The organism is Streptomyces sp. NBC_01261 (genome assembly GCF_036226385.1).
Lineage (GTDB): Bacteria > Actinomycetota > Actinomycetes > Streptomycetales > Streptomycetaceae > Streptomyces.
Genome location: NZ_CP108463.1, coordinates 8,036,855 through 8,056,704 on the forward strand (window position 1 = coordinate 8,036,855; position 19,850 = coordinate 8,056,704).

Genomic DNA, 19,850 nt, shown 5'->3' on the forward strand with positions numbered 1-19,850 from the left:
CAAAGGCGTGCGGAGCACGAGACGGCGCCTGCCTTGTCCCCGACCGGACCCGGCAGGCGCCGCCGTATGTCCGGGCCCGACTCCCCCTCTTCTACGGCACCTTGTACGTCTCCCCGTACACCTTCCACACCAACGGCGTCCGCAGCTCCAGGTTCCCCTCCTCCAGGAACTTCCGCTGGGCCGTGTCGATACGGGTGGTGTCGATGCCGGGGTGCTTGGCGCGCATGGTGGCGCGGCGGACGTCGAGGAAGGCGCTGAGGTACGCCTTCTCGGAGCCGCCCTCCGCCGGGGGCTTCGCCTGCCGCATCGCGCGCTCCCGGATGCCGTAGAAGCCGTCCGTGCCCGGGCCGTGGAAGACGATCGCGTCGTAGTAGATGAACTGGCCGAGCGGGCCCAGGCCGTCGCGCTTGGCGGTGCTGACCGCCGGGTCGAAGTAGATGCGGTCGCGCTCCGCGTCCTGCGCCGCCTGGAAGGCCGGGACCTTCGCCTCGGCGCGCCAGGCGGCCTGGAAGCCGGGGTCCAGGCCCTCGTGGGAGGCCGTGCCGTCCACCTTGCGCAGGGCGGGGAGGTAGCGGGCGAGGCCGTTGTCCGGGTGGGCCGCGGTGTAGCGCTCGACCAGGACGAGCAGGTCGTGGGTGCCGGTGCAGAAGCCGATGATGCCCGCGGTGTAGCCCTGTCCGTCGCCGATGTCCTGGATGTAGGCGTACGCGCTGCGCCAGTCGAGGGTGGAGTTCTCGGCGCTGGCCACCAGCTCCTGGGCGAGGTTCTTCATGGCCGGCGCGGCCAGGCCCTCGGGTGCTCCGCGTTCGGTCGCGGCGGACGGTTGCGTGGGCCGCGGGTCGGTGTGGGTGCTGGGTGAGAGGCCGTAGGCCGTCGCGGCTATGGCGACGGGCACGGCGGCGAGCATCAGGACGCCGGCGCGTTTCATGGGCCCAGCGTAAGTGCGGTTACGTCCCTTATTCCGGGGGTTGGGGGGACATTGCGAATGCCTGACCTCCGTGGCGTAACCTCGATCCTTTCGCAGTGATCCGAAGGGAGCCCCCGTGGCCGCGATCTCGCTCAGCAAGGTCGAGGAGACCGCGCCCGCGCTGGTCAGCCTGTACAAGAGCGCCGGAGTGTCGCTGCGCGAGCACGGCCTGGACGGGCAGCGGGCCGCCGTGTATCTCGTGGTCGACTACTCGGGCTCCATGAAGCCGTACTACAAGGACGGCAGCGTGCAGGCGCTCGCCGACCGGGTGTTGGGCCTGTCGGCCCACCTCGACGACGACGGGACCGTGCCGGTCATATTCTTCTCGACCGACGTCGACGCCGTCACGGACATCGCCCTCGCCGACCATCAGGGGCGTATCGAACGGATCGTGGCCGGGCTCGGGCACATGGGCAGGACCAGCTACCACCTCGCCATGGACGCCGTCATCGACCACTACCTCGACAGCGGCGCCAAGGACCCGGCCCTCGTCGTCTTCCAGACCGACGGCGGACCCATCAACAAGCTTGCCGCGGAACGGTACTTGTGCAAGGCGGCGAAGCTCCCGATGTTCTGGCAGTTCGTCGGGTTCGGCGACGCGAAGAGCAAGCAGTTCGAATTCCTGCGCAAACTGGACGAGTTGGCGGTGCCGCAGAAGCGGGAGGTCGACAACGCGGGCTTCTTCCACGCCGGTTCGGATCCGCTGAGGATGTCCGACGCGGAGCTCTACGACCGGCTGGTGGGCGAGTTCCCGCAGTGGCTGGCGGCGGCACGGGAGCGGGGGTTCGTCCAGTGATCCGCGCCCTGCCCGCCTCGGCCCGAACCGCCGTGCCCTGGAAGAACGGTGGCGGTGTCACGCGCGAGATCGCCGCCTGGCCCGAGGGTGCGGGCATGGACGCCTTCGCGTGCCGGGTGAGCCTCGCCGAGGTCGCGGCGGACGGCCCGTTCTCGGCCTTCCCGGAGGTCGACCGCACCCTGACCGTCGTCGAGGGCGCGGGCATGGATCTGACGGTGGGTGGCGAACGGTGGCTGGTCAACACCCGTTACGAACCACGGGACTTCAGAGGCGACGTACCGACCGACTGCCGACTGCTGGACGGTCCGGTCGTCAACCTCAACGTCATGTGGCGCAGAGGCGCGGACCCCGCGGCGACTTCTACGCCGGGTTCTACGACCCCCACGGTCGCCGTCGTCCGGGGGCGGCTGCGTGTGGGCGCGGGCGCTCTGGTCGTGGCGCTCGACGGAACCGCCGAGGTGGCCGGGCTGGCCCTCGGGCCTTACGACGCCGTGCAGTTGGGCGACGAGGGGGCGGTGCTGCACGCCCGGGGTCGTACCGCCGTGATCGGGCTGTGATTGACCGCTGACGCACCGTTGGCTTAGCCGGGACCTCGTGGCACCCTGTGGGGTGATCCGACGGGGAGGGCGGCCAACGTATGGACGGCGCACGATCGGTGAACGGAGCGGTGGGTGCCGGACGGCCCGACGCGGCCGGAAAAGGGGAGAAGCTCGCCGACTGGGCCGACGGGCGGCTCGGGCTGTACGCGATCGCCAAGTCCAATATGCGCAAGGTCTTCCCGGACCACTGGTCCTTCATGCTGGGCGAGATCTGCCTCTACAGCTTCCTCATCCTGATCCTCACCGGCATCTACCTCACCCTGTTCTTCGAACCCAGCGGCGTCGAGGTCATCTACCACGGCTCGTACGCGCCGTTGAACGGCATCCCGATGACCCGGGCCTTCGAGTCCACGCTCGACATCAGCTTCGACGTGCGCGGCGGGCTGCTGATCCGGCAGATCCACCACTGGGCGGCCGTGGTGTTCATCGCCGGCATGCTCGTCCACATGATGCGGGTGTTCTTCACCGGCGCGTTCCGCAAGCCGCGTGAGATCAACTGGGTGTTCGGCTGGACCCTGTTGTTCCTCGGCATCATCACCGGGCTGACCGGCTACTCGCTCCCCGACGACCTGCTGTCCGGCACCGGCATCCGCTTCGCGGACGGCGCGATCCTGTCCGTGCCCATCGTCGGCACGTACATGTCGATGTTCCTGTTCGGCGGGGAGTTCCCGGGGCACGACATCATCTCGCGGCTCTTCCCGGTCCATGTCCTGCTGCTGCCGGGGATCATGCTGGGCCTGGTGGTCGCGCACCTGATCCTGGTCTTCTACCACAAGCACACCATGTATCCCGGGCCCGGACACAACCAGAAGTCCGTGGTCGGCATGCCGTTCCTGCCGGTCTACATGGCCAAGGCGGGCGGCTTCTTCTTCCTCGTCTTCGGTGTCCTCGCGATCATGGGCGGGATCGCCAGCATCAACCCCGTGTGGGCGTTCGGGCCGTACCGGCCGGACCTGGTGACGACCGGCGCCCAGCCCGACTGGTACCTCGGTTTCTCCGAGGGGCTGATCCGGGTGATGCCGGGATGGGAGATCGACGCCTGGGGCCACACACTGGAGTTGGGCGTCTTCATCCCCTTCACGCTCTTCCCGCTGATCCTCGCCGCCATCGGCGCCTACCCGTTCATCGAGGCCTGGATCACCGGCGACAGACGCGAACACCACATCCTGGACCGGCCGCGCAACATGCCCGTGCGCACCGGGCTCGGGGTCGCCTGGCTGAGCCTGTACGCGGTGCTGCTGATCGGCGGCGGCAACGACGTCGTGGCCACGCATCTGAATCTCTCCATCAACGCGATCACCTGGTTCGTGCGGGTCTCCTTCTTCGTCATGCCGGTGGCCGCGTTCCTGATCACCAAACGGGTCTGCCTCGGGCTCCAACGCCGGGACCGGGACAAGGTGTTGCACGGCCGTGAGTCCGGGCTCATCAAGATGCTGCCGCACGGCGAGTACGTCGAGGTCCACGAACCCCTCACCCCGGACGAGCGGTTCAGGCTCACCCAGCACGAACAGGAACCGCCGTACGCGATCGGCTCGCTCGTCGACGCGAACGGCGTCGAGCGGCAGGTCAAGGGCGGTCATCGGGTACGGGCCCGGCTCGCCAAGGCGATGTTCGGACCCGAGGCCCGCATCCCGAAGCCGACGGCGGAGGAGTACAAGGAACTCACGAGCGGCGACCATCACCACTGACGTCACCCGGAACACCGAGTACGGCGGCCCGGCACTCGCCCGGGCTGCCCCAACTCGTGCGCAGGGCACGGGCCTTGGTCAGCCACAGCGACAGGTCGTACTCGGCGGTGTAACCGATCGCGCCGTGCAGCTGAAGCGCCGTACGGGCGGTCCTGTACGCCGCCTCGCACGCCGTGACCTTGGCCGCGGCCACGTCCGACTCCGTCATGCTGAGCGCGGCGCCGAAGAGCAGCGGGCGCGCGAACTCCAACGCGATCTTCGCATCGGCCAGTTGATGCTTGACCGCCTGGAACGAGCCGATGGGGACCCCGAATTGGGTGCGCTGCCTGACGTAGGCCACGGTCCTGTCGAGCAACGCGAGCCCGACACCGAGAGCTTGGGCGGCGGTGGCGAGCCGGGCCCAGGTGAGGGCGTGGGCGACGGCGGCGGTCACGTGCGGGCCGACGGCGAGGAGTTCACCCCCGCTAGGGGTGGGGAAGAGCCGGCGGGCGGGGTCGAGAGACGCGTGCGGCCCGGCCGTCGAGGGCGCACGGCCGAGCGGAGGAGCGAGCCGCAACTCGACCGCCGGGGGTGCGTCACGGGGCGGGGGTGTGTCACCGGGCGGGGGTGCGTCACGGGGCGGGGGTGCGTCACGGGACGAGAGTGCGTCACGGGACGGGAAGGCGAGCCGCGACTCAGCCGCCGACCCGCCTGCCCCGGACGCCGATCTGCCTGCCTCAGCCGCCGGCCTGCCTGCCCCGGGCGCCGGCCTGCCTGCCCCGGGCGCCGACCCGCCTGCCTCGGACGCCGACGCACCTGCCTCAGCCGCCGACCTGCCTGCCCCGGATGCCGACCTGCCTGCCTCAGCCGCCGGCCTGCCTGCCTCGGATGCCGGCCTGCCTGCCTCAGCCGCCGGCCTGCCTGCCTCGGATGCCGGCCTGCCTGCCCCGGGCGCCGGCCTGCCTGCCTCGGATGCCGACCTGCCTGCCTCGGACGCCGACCCGCCTGCCTCAGCCGCCGACCCGCCCGCCTCGGACGCCGACGCACCTGCCCCGGATATCGACGCGCCTTCTCTGGACGCCGACCTGCCTCCTCCGGACGCCGATTGGTCCGCCGCCTCTGCTTCTACGACCGTCTCTGCCGCGGCCTGGTCCATCGGGCCCCGCGCCGCCCTCGCCGCCCGGGCTGTCAGCCGTACATCCGCGATGTCCGCGTCCAGCGCGTACCGCCCCGTCGCCAGTGTGGCCGTCGACTCGCCGGAGGCCAGCGCGGGCAACAGCCGCTTGGCCGGCGCCGAGTCGTCCAGGGCGGTCAGCAACGCCGCCGCCGCGACCGTCTCCACCAACGGTCCCGGAACCGCGTGCCGCCCCAACTCCACGAACGCCACGGCGAGTTCGACCGGCCGGGGCCCCAACCCCTCGTACGCCTCCGGCACCGCCAGCGCGAACACCCCCGCCCCGGCGATACGGCGCCACAGCGCCCGCCCGCTCGCATGCTCGCCGCGACTCCAGGACCGTACGACCGCCGGAGTGTCCGCCGCCGTCAGCATCGCGTTCAACGAGTCGGCGAACGCCCGCTGTTCGGGGTCGAGGAGGAAGCGCATCAGCGGCGGCCCTTCGGCAGGCCGAGCAGGCGCTCGGCGATGATGTCGCGCTGGATCTCGTTCGTACCGGCGTAGATGGGGCCCGCGAGGGAGAAGACATAGCCCTCGGCCCAGTCGGTGTCCGCCAACTCGCCTTCCTCGCCGAGCAGTTCGAGGGCCGTCTCGTGCAGCGCGATGTCGTACTCGGACCAGAAGACCTTGTTCAGGCTGGACTCCGGGCCGATGGACTCGCCGTCGAGGAAACGGGAGGCGTTGGCGTAGGTGAAGAGCTGGTAGGCGCGGGCGCCGATCACGGCGTCGGCCACCTGGTCAAGTGCGGCCCGTGAACTCCCTTGCGCACGCCAGAGGTTGAGGAGGCGGTCGGCGGCGGCGAGGAAACGGCCGGGGGAGCGGAGGGTGAGCCCGCGTTCGTTGCCCGCCGTCGACATGGCGACCCGCCAGCCCTGGCCCGGCTCGCCGATGACGTCCTCGTCGGGGACGAACACCTCGTCCAGGAAGAGTTCCGCGAAGGCCGGTTTCCCGTCCAGGCGGCCGATCGGGCGGACCGTGACGCCGGGCGCGCGCAGGTCGAACATCAGGTAGGTCAGGCCCTGGTGGGGTTTCGGGGTGTCCAACTCGCTGCGGAACAGGCCGAACGCGCGGTCCGCGAAGGCCGCCCGCGACGACCACGTCTTCTGGCCGCTCAGCAGCCAGCCCCCGCCCGTGCGCACCGCGCGCGAGGTGAGCGAGGCCAGGTCGGATCCCGCCTCCGGCTCCGACCACGCCTGCGCCCACACCACCTCGCCGGTCGCCATCGACGGCAGCACGCGCGCGCGTTGCTCCCGCGTGCCGTGGTCGAAGAGGGTCGGAGCGAGGAGGTTGATGCCGTTCTGGCCGACCCGGCCCGGCGCGCCCGCCGCGTAGTACTCCTCCTCGAAGACCAGCCACCGCACGATGTCCACGCCCCGGCCGCCGTACTCCTCCGGCCAGGACACCACCGACCAACGGTCCGCGGCGAGTTGGGCCTCCCAGGCGCGGTGCGCGGCGAAGCCCTCGGCCGTTTCCAGGGAGGGGAGCGGGACGGCCGGCACGTGTGCGCGCAGCCAGGCGCGGGCCTCGGTGCGGAACGCCTCCTGGTCGGGCGTGAAGTCCAGGTCCATTGACGGCCCATCCTTCCCTAACAAGTGTTTGGTAGGTTAGCGTGGCGGTATGACAGGCGTCGAGAGTCCGGCATACGTCCCCGGGCACGGGCTGCTGAAGGGGCGCACCGCCGTCGTCACCGCCGCCGCCGGCGCGGGCATCGGCGGGGCCACCGCGCGCCGCTTCCTCCAGGAGGGTGCGCGGGTGCTGATCAGCGATGCGCACACGCGGCGGCTGAAGGAGTACGAGGCCGAGCTGGCCGGGGAGTTCGGGTCGGAGTCGGTCGCCGCGCTGCCGTGCGATGTGACCGACGAGGCCCAGGTGCAAGCCCTGTTCGACGCGGCCGTCGCCGCGCACGGGCGGCTGGACGTCGTCGTCAACAACGCCGGCCTGGGCGGGACTTCGGACATCGTCGACATGACCGACGAGCAGTGGTCGAAGGTGCTGGACGTGACCTTGAACGGCACGTTCCGGTGCACCCGGGCGGCCCTGCGCGCGATGCGCGAGAGCGGCGGCGGGGTGATCGTCAACAACGCCTCCGTCGTCGGCTGGCGCGCCCAGGCCGGGCAGGCGCACTACGCGGCGGCCAAGGCGGGCGTGATGGCGCTGACCCGGTGCGCGGCGATCGAGGCCGCCGCTTACGGGGTGCGGATCAACGCGGTCTCCCCGAGCCTCGCCATGCACCCGCACCTGGTGAAGGTGACGACACCCGAGCTGCTGGCCGAACTCACCGCGCGCGAGGCCTTCGGGCGGTACGCGGAGCCCTGGGAGGTGGCCAACGTGATCGTGTTCCTGGCCTCGGACTACTCCTCGTACATGACCGGCGAGGTCGTCTCCGTGAGCAGTCAGCATGCGTAGCGGCGCGAGGGTGTGGGCGAGGGCGTGGGTGAGGGGCCGCACGGGAGGCCGGGGCGGGGGCACGACAATGGGTCCGTGCCGACCAAGAAGAAACCCCCGGTGACCGCCGCTCCGGCCCGCCGTCGCGAACTCCTCGACACGGCGGCCGAGGTCTTCGCCGAGCAGGGGTACAACGCCACCACCGTACGGAAGATCGCCGACCACGCGGGCATGCTCGCGGGCAGCCTCTACTACCACTTCGACTCCAAGGAATCGATGCTGGAGGAGATCCTGCGGACCTTCCTCGACGAGCTCTGGGGCGGCTACGACACCGTCCTGGACGCCGAGTTGAGCCCGCGCGAGACGCTGGAGGCCCTGGTCACCGAGTCGTTCCGGGAGATCGACCGGCACCGCGCCGCCGTCGCGATCTACCAGAAGGAGAGCAAGCACCTGGTCGCGCAGGAGCGGTTCGCGTTCCTCGCCGAGTCGCAGCGCAAGTTCGAGAAGGCGTGGCTGTCCACGCTGGAGCGCGGGGTCGCCGCCCAGGTCTTCCGGGCCGACCTCGACGTCCGGCTCACCTACCGGTTCGTCCGGGACACGGTGTGGGTCGCCGCGTCCTGGTACCGGCCGGGCGGCCAGCACAGCGCGGAGGAGATCGCCCGGCAGTACCTGTCGATGGTGCTGGACGGGATCGCCGTACGCACATAACTCACAGGTCTGGATGGGGAGTTGACATGGCCGAGGCCTATATCGTCGAAGCGGTCCGTACGCCGGTCGGGCGGCGCCGGGGAGGGCTGAGCGGGGTGCATCCGGCCGACCTCGGGGCGCATGTGCTCAAGGAACTGGTTCTGCGCTCGGGGATCGATCCCGCCGCCGTCGAGGACGTCGTCTTCGGATGTCTGGACGCGGTCGGGCCGCAGGCCGGGGACATCGCGCGGACCTCCTGGCTGGCGGCCGGGCTGCCCGAGGAGGTGCCGGGCGTGACGGTGGACCGGCAGTGCGGGTCCTCGCAGCAGGCCGTGCACTTCGCGGCGCAGGGCGTGCTGTCCGGCACCCAGGACCTCGTCGTCGCGGGCGGCGTCCAGAACATGTCCCTCATCCCCATCGCCTTCGCCTCCCGCCAGGCCGCCGAACCGCTCGGCCTCACCGACGGCCCCTTCGCGGGCAGCGAGGGCTGGCGCGCGCGGTACGGGACGCGGCCCGTCAACCAGTTCGCCGGGGCCGAGATGATCGCCGCGAAGTGGGGCATCAGCAGGCAGGACCAGGAGGAGTTCGCCCTCCGCTCGCACCGGCGTGCCCTGCGCGCGATCGACGAGGGCCGCTTCGAACGCGAGACGGTCGCCTACGGCGCGGTCGCGGTCGACGAGGGCCCGCGCCGGGACACCTCCCTGGAGAAGATGGCCGGCCTGAAACCCGTCGTCGACGGCGGCACCATCACCGCCGCGTGCTCCTCCCAGGTCTCCGACGGCGCGGCGGCGATGCTGCTCGCCTCGGAACGGGCGGTACGCGAACACGGGTTGACGCCCCGCGCCCGCGTCCACCACCTCTCCGTCCGGGGCGAGGACCCCATCCGCATGCTCTCGGCCCCCATCCCGGCCACCGCCCACGCCCTGAAGAAGACCGGCCTCTCCATCGGCGCCATCGACCTCGTGGAGATCAACGAGGCCTTCGCACCTGTCGTTCTCGCCTGGCTGAAGGAGACGGGCGCGGACCCGGAGAAGGTCAACGTCAACGGCGGCGCGATCGCCCTCGGCCACCCCCTCGGCGCGACCGGCGTCAAGCTCATGACCACCCTCCTGCACGAACTGGAGCGCACCGGCGGCCGGTTCGGCCTCCAGACCATGTGCGAGGGCGGCGGCCAGGCCAACGTGACGATCATCGAACGGCTGTGAGGCGCCGAGCAGTTGGGGGGCGGTTCAGGAGTCGGCCCGGACCAGCGTCCACAGCACCTCGTCGGCCTGCTTCATCACCCGTGCCACCAGCTCCGCGCACGACGGCAGATCCTCGATCACCCCGGCGACCTGCCCGGAGGCCATCACCCCGAGGTCCGTGCGCCCGTCCACCATCGACGCCTTGAGCAGCATCGGCGTGTTCGCGGCGAGCAGCACCTGGCTCCAGGTAAGGTCCTTGCCGTGTTTCATGGCGAGGCCGTCGCGGATCATGCGGCGCCAGGTCAGGCCGGACAGGCGGCGGAAGCCGGCTGCCCGGTGTATCGCCTGGAGCAGGGTTCTCGTGCGGCCGGAGTTCTCCAGGGCGTCGACCAGTTCGGTGCGGAGCATGCGGTGGGGGAGGCCGTCGACCGCTCTCGTGACCGTGACGTCCTTGACCGTCGCCGCCAGATAGGCCGCCTTCACCTCGTCCGGGACCGTCGAGTCCGAGGTGAGGAGGAAGCGGGTGCCCATGGCGACGCCCGCCGCTCCGTAGGCGAGGGCCGCGACCAGGCCCCGACCGTCGAAGAAGCCGCCGGCCGCGATGACCGGTATGTCCACCGCGTCCACGACCTGCGGCAACAACACCGTCGTCGCCACCTCCCCGGTGTGCCCGCCGCCCTCCCCGCCCTGCACGATCACCGCGTCCGCGCCCCACGCCGCGACCTTCTCCGCGTGCCGCCGTGCCCCGATCGACGGGATCACGACGACCCCCGCCTCCTTCAGCTCGGCGATCAGCTCGGCGGACGGCGCGAGCGCGAAGGACGCGACCCGTACGCCCTCCTCGATGATGATCCGCACCCGGTCCCCGGCGTCGGTCGCGTCCGCGCGCAGATTCACCCCGAACGGCTCCCGCGTACGGGACCTGACCTCGCGGACCGCGTCCCGGAGCCGGTCGGTGGTCATGGTCGCGGAGGCGAGGATGCCCAGCGCACCGGCGTTCGCCGTGGCCGACACCAGGCGCGGTCCCGCCACCCACCCCATGCCCGTCTGCACGATCGGATGCCGGACCCCGACCAGCCGGGTCAGCGCGGTCTCCATCACGAACTCACTTCTCTGAGCCGGGTGTCGGCCGGGTCGATCACTTCACGGATCAGCCGCAACTCGTCCGGGGTGGGTTCGCGGGTCGACTCCACCTCGTCCGGGACGGCGAGTTCGAAGCCCGTCGCCTCTCTGACCTGTGCCACAGTGACCCCCGGATGCAGCGAGGCCAGCCGCATCGAGTGGTCGGGGGTCGCGAAGTCGAAGACGCCGAGGTCGGAGACGACCCGGGGGACGCGGTGGAAGCGGGCCGTCCCCGGGTGCTCGGCGACCCGGTCGTACCCCACCCCGCACACCATGTCGACCTTCTCCACGAACACCCGGGGTGAGTGCCGGGGTATCCAGTAACTGGTCGGATTGTTCAGCGTGTTGATCGGCGCCCCGCGCACCCCGAGCAACTGCCGCTTCGGCCGCGCCCAGTCGCCGACGCACGAGATGTTCTGGTTGCCGTACCGGTCGATCTGGCTCGCGCCCATCATCACGTGCCGCCGCCCGCCGGACACCAGGGCCAGATGCTGCCGGTACGGCAACCAGCCCTCCGGTGTCCCGTCCGGGCGGACGAGCATCGCCTCGCCGTCGGTGAGCAGGAGATCCGGCGCGAAGGTGAGCCGGGCCAGCCGGGCCCCGACGGACGGGATGAACCCCATCGGGCTGGCCAGGATCTCCCCGGCGTCACGCCACGCCTCCGCACAGGCGATCACGCAGTACTCGGCACGCCGTACGTCCGTACGCGGTACGTCCCTACGCGATACGTCCATCACCCTTGCTCCTCCTGCCAGTTCCGCACCGCCGACTGGTAGCTCTGTTCGTCACCGGCGAGGAAGCGCTCGGCGAACTCCGCCCAGGGTGTCGTCGCGTACAGCCGCTGGAAGGCCTCGTCCCTGCCGTGATCGGGAGCGCACGAGGTGAAGTGGGCGCCGCCCGGGGCCTCGACGACTCCGGTCACGTTCAGCCGCTTGACGAGCAGGGACTGGGGCGGGGCCTCCTTCGTCAACTCGGCGGTGTCCACGATCCGTTCGCAGGAGAGGTAGGCGGAGTCCGCCGCCTCGCAGAACAGGTCGTCGAAGTACGGGTCAGGGCCCAGGTACTGCCCGTTGCCCAGCCGGTCGGCGCGGTTGACGTGCACCAGGGCCGCGTCCAGCCGCAGGGCCGGCATCGCGACGAACGTCTCCCCGTCGTCGTACGGCGAAGTGACCGTCCGCAGGCCGGGGTTGACCCGCATGACGTCCGAGCCGATGCCCGCGCGCACCGGCAGGAACGGCAGCCGGTTCGCGGCGGCGCGCAGGCCCCACATGAACATGCCCTCGTCGACCTCCATCAGCTCGAACGCCCCGCTCTCGCGTGCCGCGCGGTAGTGCGGTTCGAGGGGGATCGAGTCGAGGGTGACGAACGCGGCCACCAGCTTGCGGACGCGGCCGGCCGCCGCGAGCATGCCGACGTCCGGGCCGCCGTAGGAGACGACGGTGAGGTCGGTGATGTCCGAGCGGAGCAACGCCCGTACCAGGGCCATGGGTTTGCGGCGGGAACCCCAGCCGCCGATGCCGAGGGTCATGCCGCTCGCCAGCCGGGAGACGACCTCGTCGGCGGTCATCGTCTTGTCGGTCACTGCTCACCACCTTCTTTTCCGAACGTGTCACGCACCCGGTCGGCCACGCCGCTGACGTTGGCCTCGAAGGTGAAACCCTGTTCGAAGCGGTAGCTGCGGCGGACGTCGACGGGGTCGATGCCGTTGATCGCGGACTTGGCGAGGCGGATCAGCTCGCCGTCCTTGGTGGCTATCTCGGCCGCCAACTCCAGTGCGGCGGGCAGGAGTCCGGCGCGCGGTACGACCCGCCACACCGAGCCGTGCGCGTGCAGCTCGGCCGCCGTCGCCGTGCGCGAGGTGTAGTACAGGGCGCGCATCAGGTGCTGGGGGACCAGCCGGGCCAGATGCGTGGCGGCGCCCAGGGCACCCCGGTCCAGCTCCGGCAGGCCGAAGGTGGCGTCCTCGCTCGCCACGATCACGTCCGCGTTGCCGACCAGGCCGATGCCCCCGCCCAGACAGAACCCCTGCACCGCCGCGACGACCGGCACCTCGCACTCGTACACCGCCGCGAACGCCTCGAAGCAGCCCCGGTTCACCCCGACCAGGGCCGACCGCCCCCGCGCCTGTATCTCCTTGATGTCCACGCCCGCGTTGAAGCCCCGCCCCTCGGCCGCCAGCACCACACAGCGCACATCGGGGTCGCGCCCGGCCGCGCGCACGGCGTCGGCCAGGGCGAACCAGCCGTCCACCGGCAGGGCGTTCACCGGCGGGTAGTCGACCGTGACGACGGCGACGCCTTTTTTATCGGGCCCCTTTGTCGAGGCTGAGGTGGAGACACCCATGGACGCATCAGCTACCTTTCCACCAAACATTTGTTAGGTGCGAGACTTCGAAGCTAGCAGCCGGAGAATCCGAGCGGGAGGCCCTGTGGACAACTCGCGCGACCAGTCACTCGTCGGCAGAACCGTCCTCGTCACCGGCGGCACCCGAGGTGTCGGCGCCGGTATCGCACGGGCCTTCGTCGAGGCCGGTGCCGAGGTGCTGACCTGTGCCCGCAGACCGCCCGAAGACCCGGTCGAGGGAACGGAGTTCAGGCCCCTCGACCTGCGCGACCCGGACGCCGTACGGGAGTTCTTCGCCGCGCTGCCCCGACTCGACGTACTCGTCAACAACGCGGGCGGCGCGCCGTACCGCCCACTCGTCGACGCGGAGGCCGAACGCCACGCGCGGATCATCGAGTTGAACCTCCTAGCCCCGCTCACCGCGTCCCTCGCCGCGTACGAACACCTTCAGCGGGCCAAGGGCTCGGTCGTGATGATCGGGAGCGTCAGCGGCAGCCGGCCCTCGCCCGGTTCGGCGGCGTACGGGGCGGCCAAGGCCGGCCTTGAGAACCTGGCCCGTTCGATGGCGGTGGAGTGGGCGCCGGACATCCGCGTCAACACCCTCGTCGTCGGCATGGTCCGCACGGAGCTGTCCCATCTCCACTACGGCGGCGAGGACGCCATCGAGGCCGTCTCCCGGACTGTCCCGCTCGGCCGCCTCGCCGACCCCTCCGACGTCGGCGCGGCGGCGGTCTTCCTGGCCTCACCCTCCGCCGCCTACATCAGCGGGGCGAGCCTTCTGGTCCATGGGGGCGGGGAACGACCGGCGTTCCTGGACGCGGCAACTGCCAACAAAGGGAAGCGAGTTGAAGGGTGATCGAGATGAGCGGAATCTGTGACGGGCGGGTCGTCGTCGTCACCGGCGCGGGGCGGGGGCTCGGCCGTGCCCACGCCCTCGCCTTCGCCGCCGAGGGCGCCCGGGTCGTCGTCAACGACCTCGGCGTCGGCCTCGACGGCACCCCGGACTCCGACAGCCCGGCCGCGCAGGTCGTCGCCGAGATCCGCACGGCGGGCGGCGAGGCGGTGGCCCACGGCGGCGACATCGCCACGGCCGCCGGTGCCGCGTCCCTGGTCGCGACCGCACTGGAGACCTACGGCCGGCTCGACACCCTGGTGAACAACGCGGGTTACCTGCGCGACCGGATGCTCGTCAACCTCGACGAGGACGACTGGGACGCGGTGATGCGGGTCCATCTGAAGGGACACTTCCTGCCCCTGAAACACGCGGCGGCGCACTGGCGTACGGAGGCGAAAGCGGGCCGAACCCCGGTCGCCCGGATCATCAACACCAGTAGCGGGGCAGGCTTGTTGGGCTCGGTCGGGCAGGGCAACTACAGCGCCGCCAAGGCCGGCATCATCGGCCTGACCCTGGTCGCGGCGGCCGAACTCGCCCGCTACGGAGTCCAGGTCAACGCGATCGCCCCCGCGGCGCGGACCCGCATGACGGAACACACCTTCGCGGAGACCATGGCCGCGCCCGGCTCCGGGTTCGATGTGATGGCGCCGGAGAATGTGTCGCCGTTGGTGGTGTGGCTGGGGTCCGGGGCCAGTGCTGGGGTTACCGGGCGGGTTTTTGAGGCTGAGGGTGGACGGATCACTGTCATGGAGGGGTGGCGGGTGGGGCCGAGTGTGGACAAGGGGGAGCGGTGGGGTGTGGGGGAGGTGGGGGAGGTGATGTTGAAGCTGCTGGGGGAGGCGGAGATTCCGGGGGCGGTTTACGGGGCGTAAGCGAAGGGGGCGGTTCTTGGTCCACTGCTCAGCCGACCCGCACGGGCGGTGGGTGGGCGTAGGTCCGGGGGTCTGGGGGCGGAGCCCTCAGGACGCTCGCTCCAACACCGTTCACCTGAAAGGGACTTATGTGTCGCACTCCAACACCGTCCGGCACAGGGAGCACCTCGCCCGTACCCGCCCTCGTACCGGCACCCGGATGCGCTGATGACACGTGGGGCACGGGAAGGACACCCGAAGGCTGCCACCCCGGTCCCCGCTGAAGGCGTACGGCACGCCTGACTGAGAACCAGGCCCGGGTGCGTGCCGGCGGTCATGGGCGTACCGGCGCCGCCCCGCCCACCCCGCCGCGGTCAACGGAGGCTGCTGCTCGTCACGTCGCGCCTGGGCCATGCCCTTGACGTACGCCGTGTAGGCCTGCGGGCTGGTGAACCACACGGAGGGATCCTCGCCGAAGACCAGGGCCCGCTTCGCGAGGACGTACCCGAACTCCTCCGGCGTGAGATAGCCGAGCTTCTGCGAGGACGCCGAGTCCTCCCGGTACGCGTCCAGCAGCAGCCACCCCGCGCCCAGATACGTCGCCGCCGTGTCCGTGAGGATCTCGTTCTCACGGGTGCCGGGGAAGGACAGGTCGAGGCGGTGCAGATAGACGTGCATCACCTCGTGCGCGAGAGCCGCGCCGATGTCCCGCCGATGCGTGCGGAACCGGTCGTTCAACTCGATGAAGTACTCGGGCCCCGCGGCGAGTTCGACGTTCGCCGCATGGGTCATCTCACGGAAGCTGATGATCGGCCGGGCGTCGGGGAGCCGGTAGTGCCGGACCATCTCGCGGGCCACCCGCTGCGCGCCCAGGTGCAGGTCGTCCGTGTCGCCGAACGCCACGTCGACGGGGGCCACGCTGGTCGCGAACGTCTGGACGGTGTCGTAGGACAACCGCTTGTAGAGCGCGGTGATGGCGTCCCGCACCGTATCGAGGTGCGGGTAGCCGTGCTCGACCGGTCCGTCGTCCGCCACGTCCACAACCCCCAGAGACGCCCTGAACCCGCATCCACTCTATGCCGGTGCCCGCCGAAGCACGCCCCCGTATTTCCCTGGCAGATCGCGGACGGGGCGGTTATGCTCCCCGCGATGACCACTCACTCCGTTCACAGAACGGGGGTCCCGTCCGCTCAAGGTGAGTGCTGATGCACCTTCACCCCGCGAACGAGGATTCCCCGCGTTCCTTCTGGCCGCGCGTGCGCGAGTTCGCCGTGCCGCCCTCCATGATCGAGACGGCCACGGCCCGCCGTGCTGCCGGCGACTGGGCGGGCGCCTGCGCCGCCGCCCGTGTCGACGTCGATCTCGACCTGCGCTCCGTAGCGCGCGCCCACGGCCGGGAAGTCGCCGCCCGGGTCCGCGCCGACCTCCGCGGCCTCGCCCCCGACCTGCTCCGCTGGCACCTCCCGAGGATCGCCCCGGACGGCCTGCTGCGCCCGGGACTCACCCTCACGCTGGCCCGCTACGGCGGCGACGCCACCGGCCCGCCGCACCTCGTGGTCCGGACGCCACCGGCCTGGGCGGACGGCGGCCAGCGGATCAGCCTCGCCCTGTGGGACGGCACCCGCCGCGACGCCGACGCCCGCCGGCATCCGCATCCCCGGCCCAGCCGCTCGTTCCGCCTCGACCTGCACCGGCATCTGTGGGACGCGGGGAGAAGCGGTGAGCTGCGGGCCCGGTCCGGGGCCGAACGGCCGGAAACACCGGACCAGTCGGAGGTTCCGGAGCCGGTGCCGGAGGGTCTCCGCTGCGCCGTCGACCGGTGGGCGGCCGAGGCGGCGATCCTGCTCCGCGCGGAGGGGCGGGCGGCCGGTCCCGTCGTCGTACGGCTCGGTTCCCGGCACCGGCTGGCGCTGACCCCGGATCCGGCCGGGGACACCCTGCGGCTCGACCCCGCGCCCACGGACGGCAGTGCCGCCGCGCTACCCGTCCTGCCCGACGCGGCGACCTGGGTGCTGCCCGACCTGGAGCTGCTCCGCACCGGCGAGATCGACGCCGGTCAGTTGCATCCGCTGGTCGCCGCCGCGCTCGTACCGGGCCGTCCGCCGCCGGAGGATTCCGCGCCGGTGCCGGACCGGGCGGTTCAGCCGCACCTGGTCGAATGCCGGGGCGCCCTGCACCGGATCGGTCTGGTGGACGGCGTCCTGGCGCCCCTGGACCACGATCCGGTCGAGGTCGGGCGCGAGGAGCTGCTGGTCGCGCTGACCGGTACGCCGTTGCCCTGTCTGCAGGCCATCGACGACGCCCATCGCCGCCCTGACTGCCTCACCGGCGTCAGCGAACGGCTCGTCCACGGCGACACCGCCGGTGCGCTGGCCGTCGTAGAAGGGCTGCTCGGGCCCGAGGCCGTGCTGCGCGGTGGCGCGTTGCGGGACGAACTGCGGGCGGCGGCCGAACGGCGGCTCGCGTACGGGCTGTTCAGGGCGGGCCTGGCCGATCCCGGACCGCGAACCGGCCACTTCGGCCCGCAGTCCCCGAATGTCCGGCGCCTTTCCGCCTGGCGCCCTCGCCACACCATCGCCCGCTGACCGCACCGGGCGCGCAGCCGACCGCTGAGCTCGCCCTCACCCATGTTCCGCCTCGACCCCAAAGGTGATCCGCCATGCCCACACGCACCCTGTACGCCGCCCTCAACCCCGCCGACCCCATCCCCTCACCCGCCCAACTCGACGTCGCCGGGGACCTGTTGACCCTCCTGCGCGACACCACCACCGAACCGCGCCCCGACACCCAGCTGGAGGCCCTGACCCTGTCCGTGGCCGCCGACCTGCCCGTGCTGCTGTGGGGCGAGCCGGGGATCGGGAAGACGGCCGCGCTGACGCAGCTCGCCGACGCGCTGGATCTGCCGTTGACGACGGTGATCGCCAGCGTGCACGAGCCGTCCGACTTCTCCGGGCTGCCCGTCATCGGCGACGACCCCGCCGAGCAGGGCGTCCCGATGGCGCCGCCGGACTGGGCCGTACGGCTCGTGCGGGCGGGGCGGGGGCTGTTGTTCCTGGACGAGTTGTCGACCGCGCCGCCCGCCGTGCAGGCCGCGTTGCTGCGGCTGGTGCTGGAGCGGCGGATCGGGGCGCTGCGGCTGCCGCCCGGGGTGCGGATCGTGGCCGCCGCCAACCCGCGGTCCTCGGCGGCCGACGGCTGGGAGTTGAGCCCGCCGCTCGCGAACCGGTTCGTGCACCTTCAGTGGACCCACGACCACGAGGTCGTCGTACGCGGACTCGGCGGCACCTGGCCGCGGGCGACCCTGCCCCGGCTCGACCCGGAGAAACTGCCCGAGGCCGTGGACTTCGCGCGCCGCGCGGTGTGCGGGCTGCTCACCGGGCGGCCCAAACTGGTCCACCAACTGCCCAGCAGCGAGACGCGGCGCGGCGGCGCCTGGCCCTCGCCCCGGAGCTGGGAGATGGCGATGAGCCTGATCGCGTTCGCGACCGCGGCCGGTTCCTCGCGGGAGGTGCTGTCCCAGCTGGTCAGGGGCACGGTGGGGGACGGTCCCGGGCTGGAACTGCTGGCCTGTGTGGACCGGATGGACCTTCCCGACCCCGAGATCTTCCTCGCCGACCCGACGGCCGGTGAACTGCCCGCGCGCGGGGATCTGCGCCAGGCCGTGCTCGACGGTGTGGTGGCCGCGGTCCGCAACCGTCCCGACCGGGCCCGCTGGGACGCGGCCTGGGCGGTGCTGGTGCGGGCGTTGGAGACCGGCGCCCCGGATCTGGTCGTCGTGCCCGCGACCACCCTCGCCTCGCTGCGCCGCGACGACTGGGACGTGCCCGCGTCCATCGAGCGACTCGCCGGAGTGGTCGCCCTGTCGCAGCGGGCGGACCGCGCCGCCACGGCCGTGAAGGGCGGCCGGTGAACCCGTCCGCGGCCCATGGGGCGGGCGCTCTCGACCTCGACAAGCTCTTCGCCGCCCGCCTCTACGCGGCCCGCGTCCGCCCCTACCTCGCCACCGCCCTCTTCGCCCTCCACACGGTCGAGTCGCGGCACGTGCCGACGATGGCCGTCGACCGGCACTGGCGCTGCTACGTCTCGCCCGGTTTCGTGGACCGGATGTCCGTCGAGGACCTGGCCGGCGTCTGGGTCCACGAGGTCTCGCACCTCCTCCGCGACCACCACGGGCGCAGCGACCGTCTCGCCCGCGAGCGCGGACTGACCGGCCCGGGGGAGCGGTTGCGGATGAACATCGCCGCCGACATGGAGATCAACGACGACGCGTACGGCGACGGCCTCGTCACCCCCGAAGGCGCGGTCCGGCCGGGGACGCTGGGGCTGCCCACCGGGAACCTGATGGAGGACTACCTGCGCTGGTTCCAACTCGGCCCGCGCACAACGGAGTTGGCGTGGCTGGACTGCGGCAGCGGCGCCGACGGGCTCGACCGGGAGTGGGAACTGGGCGCGGCCGGCGCGCACGGGCTCAGCGAGCAGCAGCGCGACGCGGTCCGCTTCCGGGTGGCACAGGGCATCACCGGCCGCCCCGGCACCGCCCCCGACGGGTGGCGGCGGTGGGCGGAGGAGGCGTTCCATCCGCCGCAGCCCTGGCGGGAGTTGCTCGGGGCGGCGGTCCGCTCGGCGGTCTCCGCTCCGGGCGCGGGCGAGGACTACATCTACGGGAGACCCTCGCGCCGCTCGGCGTCGCTGCCCGGCATCGTGCTGCCGAGCCTGCGCCGCCGGCCGCCCCGGGTGTGCGTGGTCATCGACACCTCCAGGTCGGTCAGCGACGCCGAGCTGGGCAGCGCGCTCCTCGAAGTCGCCGCGATCTCACGGGCCGTGGGCGGGCGCCGCGACCTGGTCACCGTGGTGTCCTGCGACGCGGCCGCCCAGGTCGCGCAACCGCTGTGCCGCGCCGAGGGCATCGAGCTGCTGGGCGGCGGCGGTACGGATCTGCGCACCGGCTTCGCCAAGGCGCTGCGTGGCCGCCCCGACGTCGTCGTCGTCCTCACCGACGGCCAGACACCCTGGCCGGAGTCGCGACCGCCCTGCCGGACGGTGGTGGGCCTGTTCCCGCGCCGGCACGAGGGCGGGGCGTCCTACGACGAGGACGACCCCGACTACGTGCCGGACACGCCGCCCGACTGGGCGCGGGTGGTCGAGATCGGGTCCGTATCCGTCGCCCGGTGAGCCCTCGG

18 protein-coding genes and 2 pseudogenes are annotated in these 19,850 nt (G+C 71.8%); 11 read left to right on the top strand and 9 right to left on the bottom strand.

Features of this window, described 5'->3' with window-relative positions:
* Positions 1–91: 91 nt before the first annotated feature.
* Positions 92–928: a chitosanase gene (locus OG226_RS35840; RefSeq protein ID WP_328683942.1), complete on the bottom strand. Its 837-nt coding sequence runs from the start codon at positions 926–928 to the stop codon at positions 92–94.
* Between the two features lie 115 nt (positions 929–1,043).
* Here OG226_RS35840 and OG226_RS35845 point away from each other — a divergent pair, with 115 nt between their 5' ends.
* The 3 genes from OG226_RS35845 to qcrB all read left to right on the top strand — a co-directional run bounded on the left by OG226_RS35845 (position 1,044) and on the right by qcrB (position 4,050).
* Positions 1,044–1,763, top strand: coding sequence for a vWA domain-containing protein (locus OG226_RS35845; protein WP_328683943.1), 720 nt, complete (start codon positions 1,044–1,046; stop codon positions 1,761–1,763).
* The gene (locus OG226_RS35850) at positions 1,760–2,320 is read left to right on the top strand and encodes a HutD/Ves family protein (RefSeq protein WP_329351163.1); all 561 of its coding nucleotides are present in this window, start codon (positions 1,760–1,762) and stop codon (positions 2,318–2,320) included. Before OG226_RS35845 ends, OG226_RS35850 begins: the two co-directional genes overlap by 4 nt.
* 80 nt (positions 2,321–2,400) lie before the next feature.
* Positions 2,401–4,050 (top strand): cytochrome bc1 complex cytochrome b subunit, encoded by a 1,650-nt coding sequence (gene qcrB / locus OG226_RS35855; protein WP_328683945.1) that lies wholly within the window; start codon positions 2,401–2,403, stop codon positions 4,048–4,050.
* Here the strand turns inward: qcrB and OG226_RS35860 are convergent.
* The 3 genes and pseudogenes from OG226_RS35860 to OG226_RS35870 all read right to left on the bottom strand — a co-directional run.
* Positions 4,025–4,555 (bottom strand): annotated as a pseudogene (locus OG226_RS35860) (acyl-CoA dehydrogenase family protein); the annotation flags it as partial. The gene qcrB and the pseudogene OG226_RS35860 sit on opposite strands and share 26 nt — an antisense overlap.
* Before the next feature lie 660 nt (positions 4,556–5,215).
* Positions 5,216–5,632 (bottom strand): annotated as a pseudogene (locus OG226_RS35865) (acyl-CoA dehydrogenase family protein); the annotation flags it as partial.
* Positions 5,632–6,771: an acyl-CoA dehydrogenase family protein gene (locus tag OG226_RS35870; RefSeq protein ID WP_329351164.1), complete on the bottom strand. Its 1,140-nt coding sequence runs from the start codon at positions 6,769–6,771 to the stop codon at positions 5,632–5,634. The pseudogene OG226_RS35865 and the gene OG226_RS35870, both read right to left, overlap by 1 nt.
* Positions 6,772–6,820: 49 nt before the next feature.
* Between OG226_RS35870 and OG226_RS35875 the strand changes: the two genes are divergently transcribed.
* The 3 genes from OG226_RS35875 (at position 6,821) to OG226_RS35885 (ending at position 9,480) form a co-directional block, all read left to right on the top strand.
* On the top strand, positions 6,821–7,609 hold the full coding sequence (locus OG226_RS35875) for an SDR family oxidoreductase (RefSeq protein WP_329351165.1): 789 nt from the start codon (positions 6,821–6,823) through the stop codon (positions 7,607–7,609).
* 75 nt (positions 7,610–7,684) lie between these two features.
* On the top strand, positions 7,685–8,296 hold the full coding sequence (locus tag OG226_RS35880; protein WP_019062253.1) for a TetR/AcrR family transcriptional regulator: 612 nt from the start codon (positions 7,685–7,687) through the stop codon (positions 8,294–8,296).
* A gap of 26 nt (positions 8,297–8,322) precedes the next feature.
* Positions 8,323–9,480 (top strand): acetyl-CoA C-acetyltransferase, encoded by a 1,158-nt coding sequence (locus tag OG226_RS35885; protein ID WP_329351166.1) that lies wholly within the window; start codon positions 8,323–8,325, stop codon positions 9,478–9,480.
* A 24-nt stretch (positions 9,481–9,504) separates the two neighbouring features.
* Here the strand turns inward: OG226_RS35885 and OG226_RS35890 are convergent, their stop codons facing one another.
* The 4 genes from OG226_RS35890 to OG226_RS35905 are packed head-to-tail and all read right to left on the bottom strand — an operon-like array spanning position 9,505 to position 12,924.
* On the bottom strand, positions 9,505–10,557 hold the full coding sequence (locus OG226_RS35890; protein WP_328686533.1) for an NAD(P)H-dependent flavin oxidoreductase: 1,053 nt from the start codon (positions 10,555–10,557) through the stop codon (positions 9,505–9,507).
* Positions 10,557–11,315: a CoA-transferase subunit beta gene (locus OG226_RS35895; protein WP_328683949.1), complete on the bottom strand. Its 759-nt coding sequence runs from the start codon at positions 11,313–11,315 to the stop codon at positions 10,557–10,559. Before OG226_RS35895 ends, OG226_RS35890 begins: the two co-directional genes overlap by 1 nt.
* Positions 11,315–12,163, bottom strand: coding sequence for a CoA transferase subunit A (locus OG226_RS35900; RefSeq protein WP_328683950.1), 849 nt, complete (start codon positions 12,161–12,163; stop codon positions 11,315–11,317). The genes OG226_RS35895 and OG226_RS35900 overlap by 1 nt, the downstream gene beginning before the upstream one ends.
* A complete protein-coding gene (locus tag OG226_RS35905; RefSeq protein ID WP_329351167.1) occupies positions 12,160–12,924 on the bottom strand; it encodes an enoyl-CoA hydratase family protein in 765 nt (254 codons plus the stop codon). The genes OG226_RS35900 and OG226_RS35905 overlap by 4 nt, the downstream gene beginning before the upstream one ends.
* Positions 12,925–13,009: 85 nt before the next feature.
* Here OG226_RS35905 and OG226_RS35910 point away from each other — a divergent pair, with 85 nt between their 5' ends.
* Both OG226_RS35910 and OG226_RS35915 read left to right on the top strand, forming a co-directional pair.
* Positions 13,010–13,780 carry an SDR family oxidoreductase gene (locus OG226_RS35910; RefSeq protein WP_329351168.1) on the top strand — a complete coding sequence of 257 codons (771 nt, stop codon included), beginning with the start codon at positions 13,010–13,012 and terminating at the stop codon, positions 13,778–13,780.
* 5 nt (positions 13,781–13,785) lie between these two features.
* Positions 13,786–14,691, top strand: coding sequence for an SDR family oxidoreductase (locus OG226_RS35915; protein ID WP_329351169.1), 906 nt, complete (start codon positions 13,786–13,788; stop codon positions 14,689–14,691).
* A 126-nt stretch (positions 14,692–14,817) separates the two neighbouring features.
* Here OG226_RS35915 and OG226_RS35920 read toward each other — a convergent pair whose 3' ends face one another.
* Positions 14,818–15,705 (bottom strand): hypothetical protein, encoded by an 888-nt coding sequence (locus OG226_RS35920; RefSeq protein ID WP_328683954.1) that lies wholly within the window; start codon positions 15,703–15,705, stop codon positions 14,818–14,820.
* A gap of 170 nt (positions 15,706–15,875) precedes the next feature.
* On the opposite strand from OG226_RS35920, the gene OG226_RS35925 reads away from it, so the two are divergent.
* The 3 genes from OG226_RS35925 (at position 15,876) to OG226_RS35935 (ending at position 19,842) form a co-directional block, all read left to right on the top strand.
* On the top strand, positions 15,876–17,255 hold the full coding sequence (locus OG226_RS35925) for a hypothetical protein (protein ID WP_329351170.1): 1,380 nt from the start codon (positions 15,876–15,878) through the stop codon (positions 17,253–17,255).
* A 74-nt stretch (positions 17,256–17,329) separates the two neighbouring features.
* Complete coding sequence (locus OG226_RS35930) at positions 17,330–18,580, top strand: AAA family ATPase (RefSeq protein WP_328683956.1); 1,251 nt, start codon at positions 17,330–17,332, stop codon at positions 18,578–18,580.
* A complete protein-coding gene (locus OG226_RS35935; protein WP_329351171.1) occupies positions 18,577–19,842 on the top strand; it encodes a vWA domain-containing protein in 1,266 nt (421 codons plus the stop codon). Before OG226_RS35930 ends, OG226_RS35935 begins: the two co-directional genes overlap by 4 nt.
* Positions 19,843–19,850 lie beyond the last annotated feature (8 nt).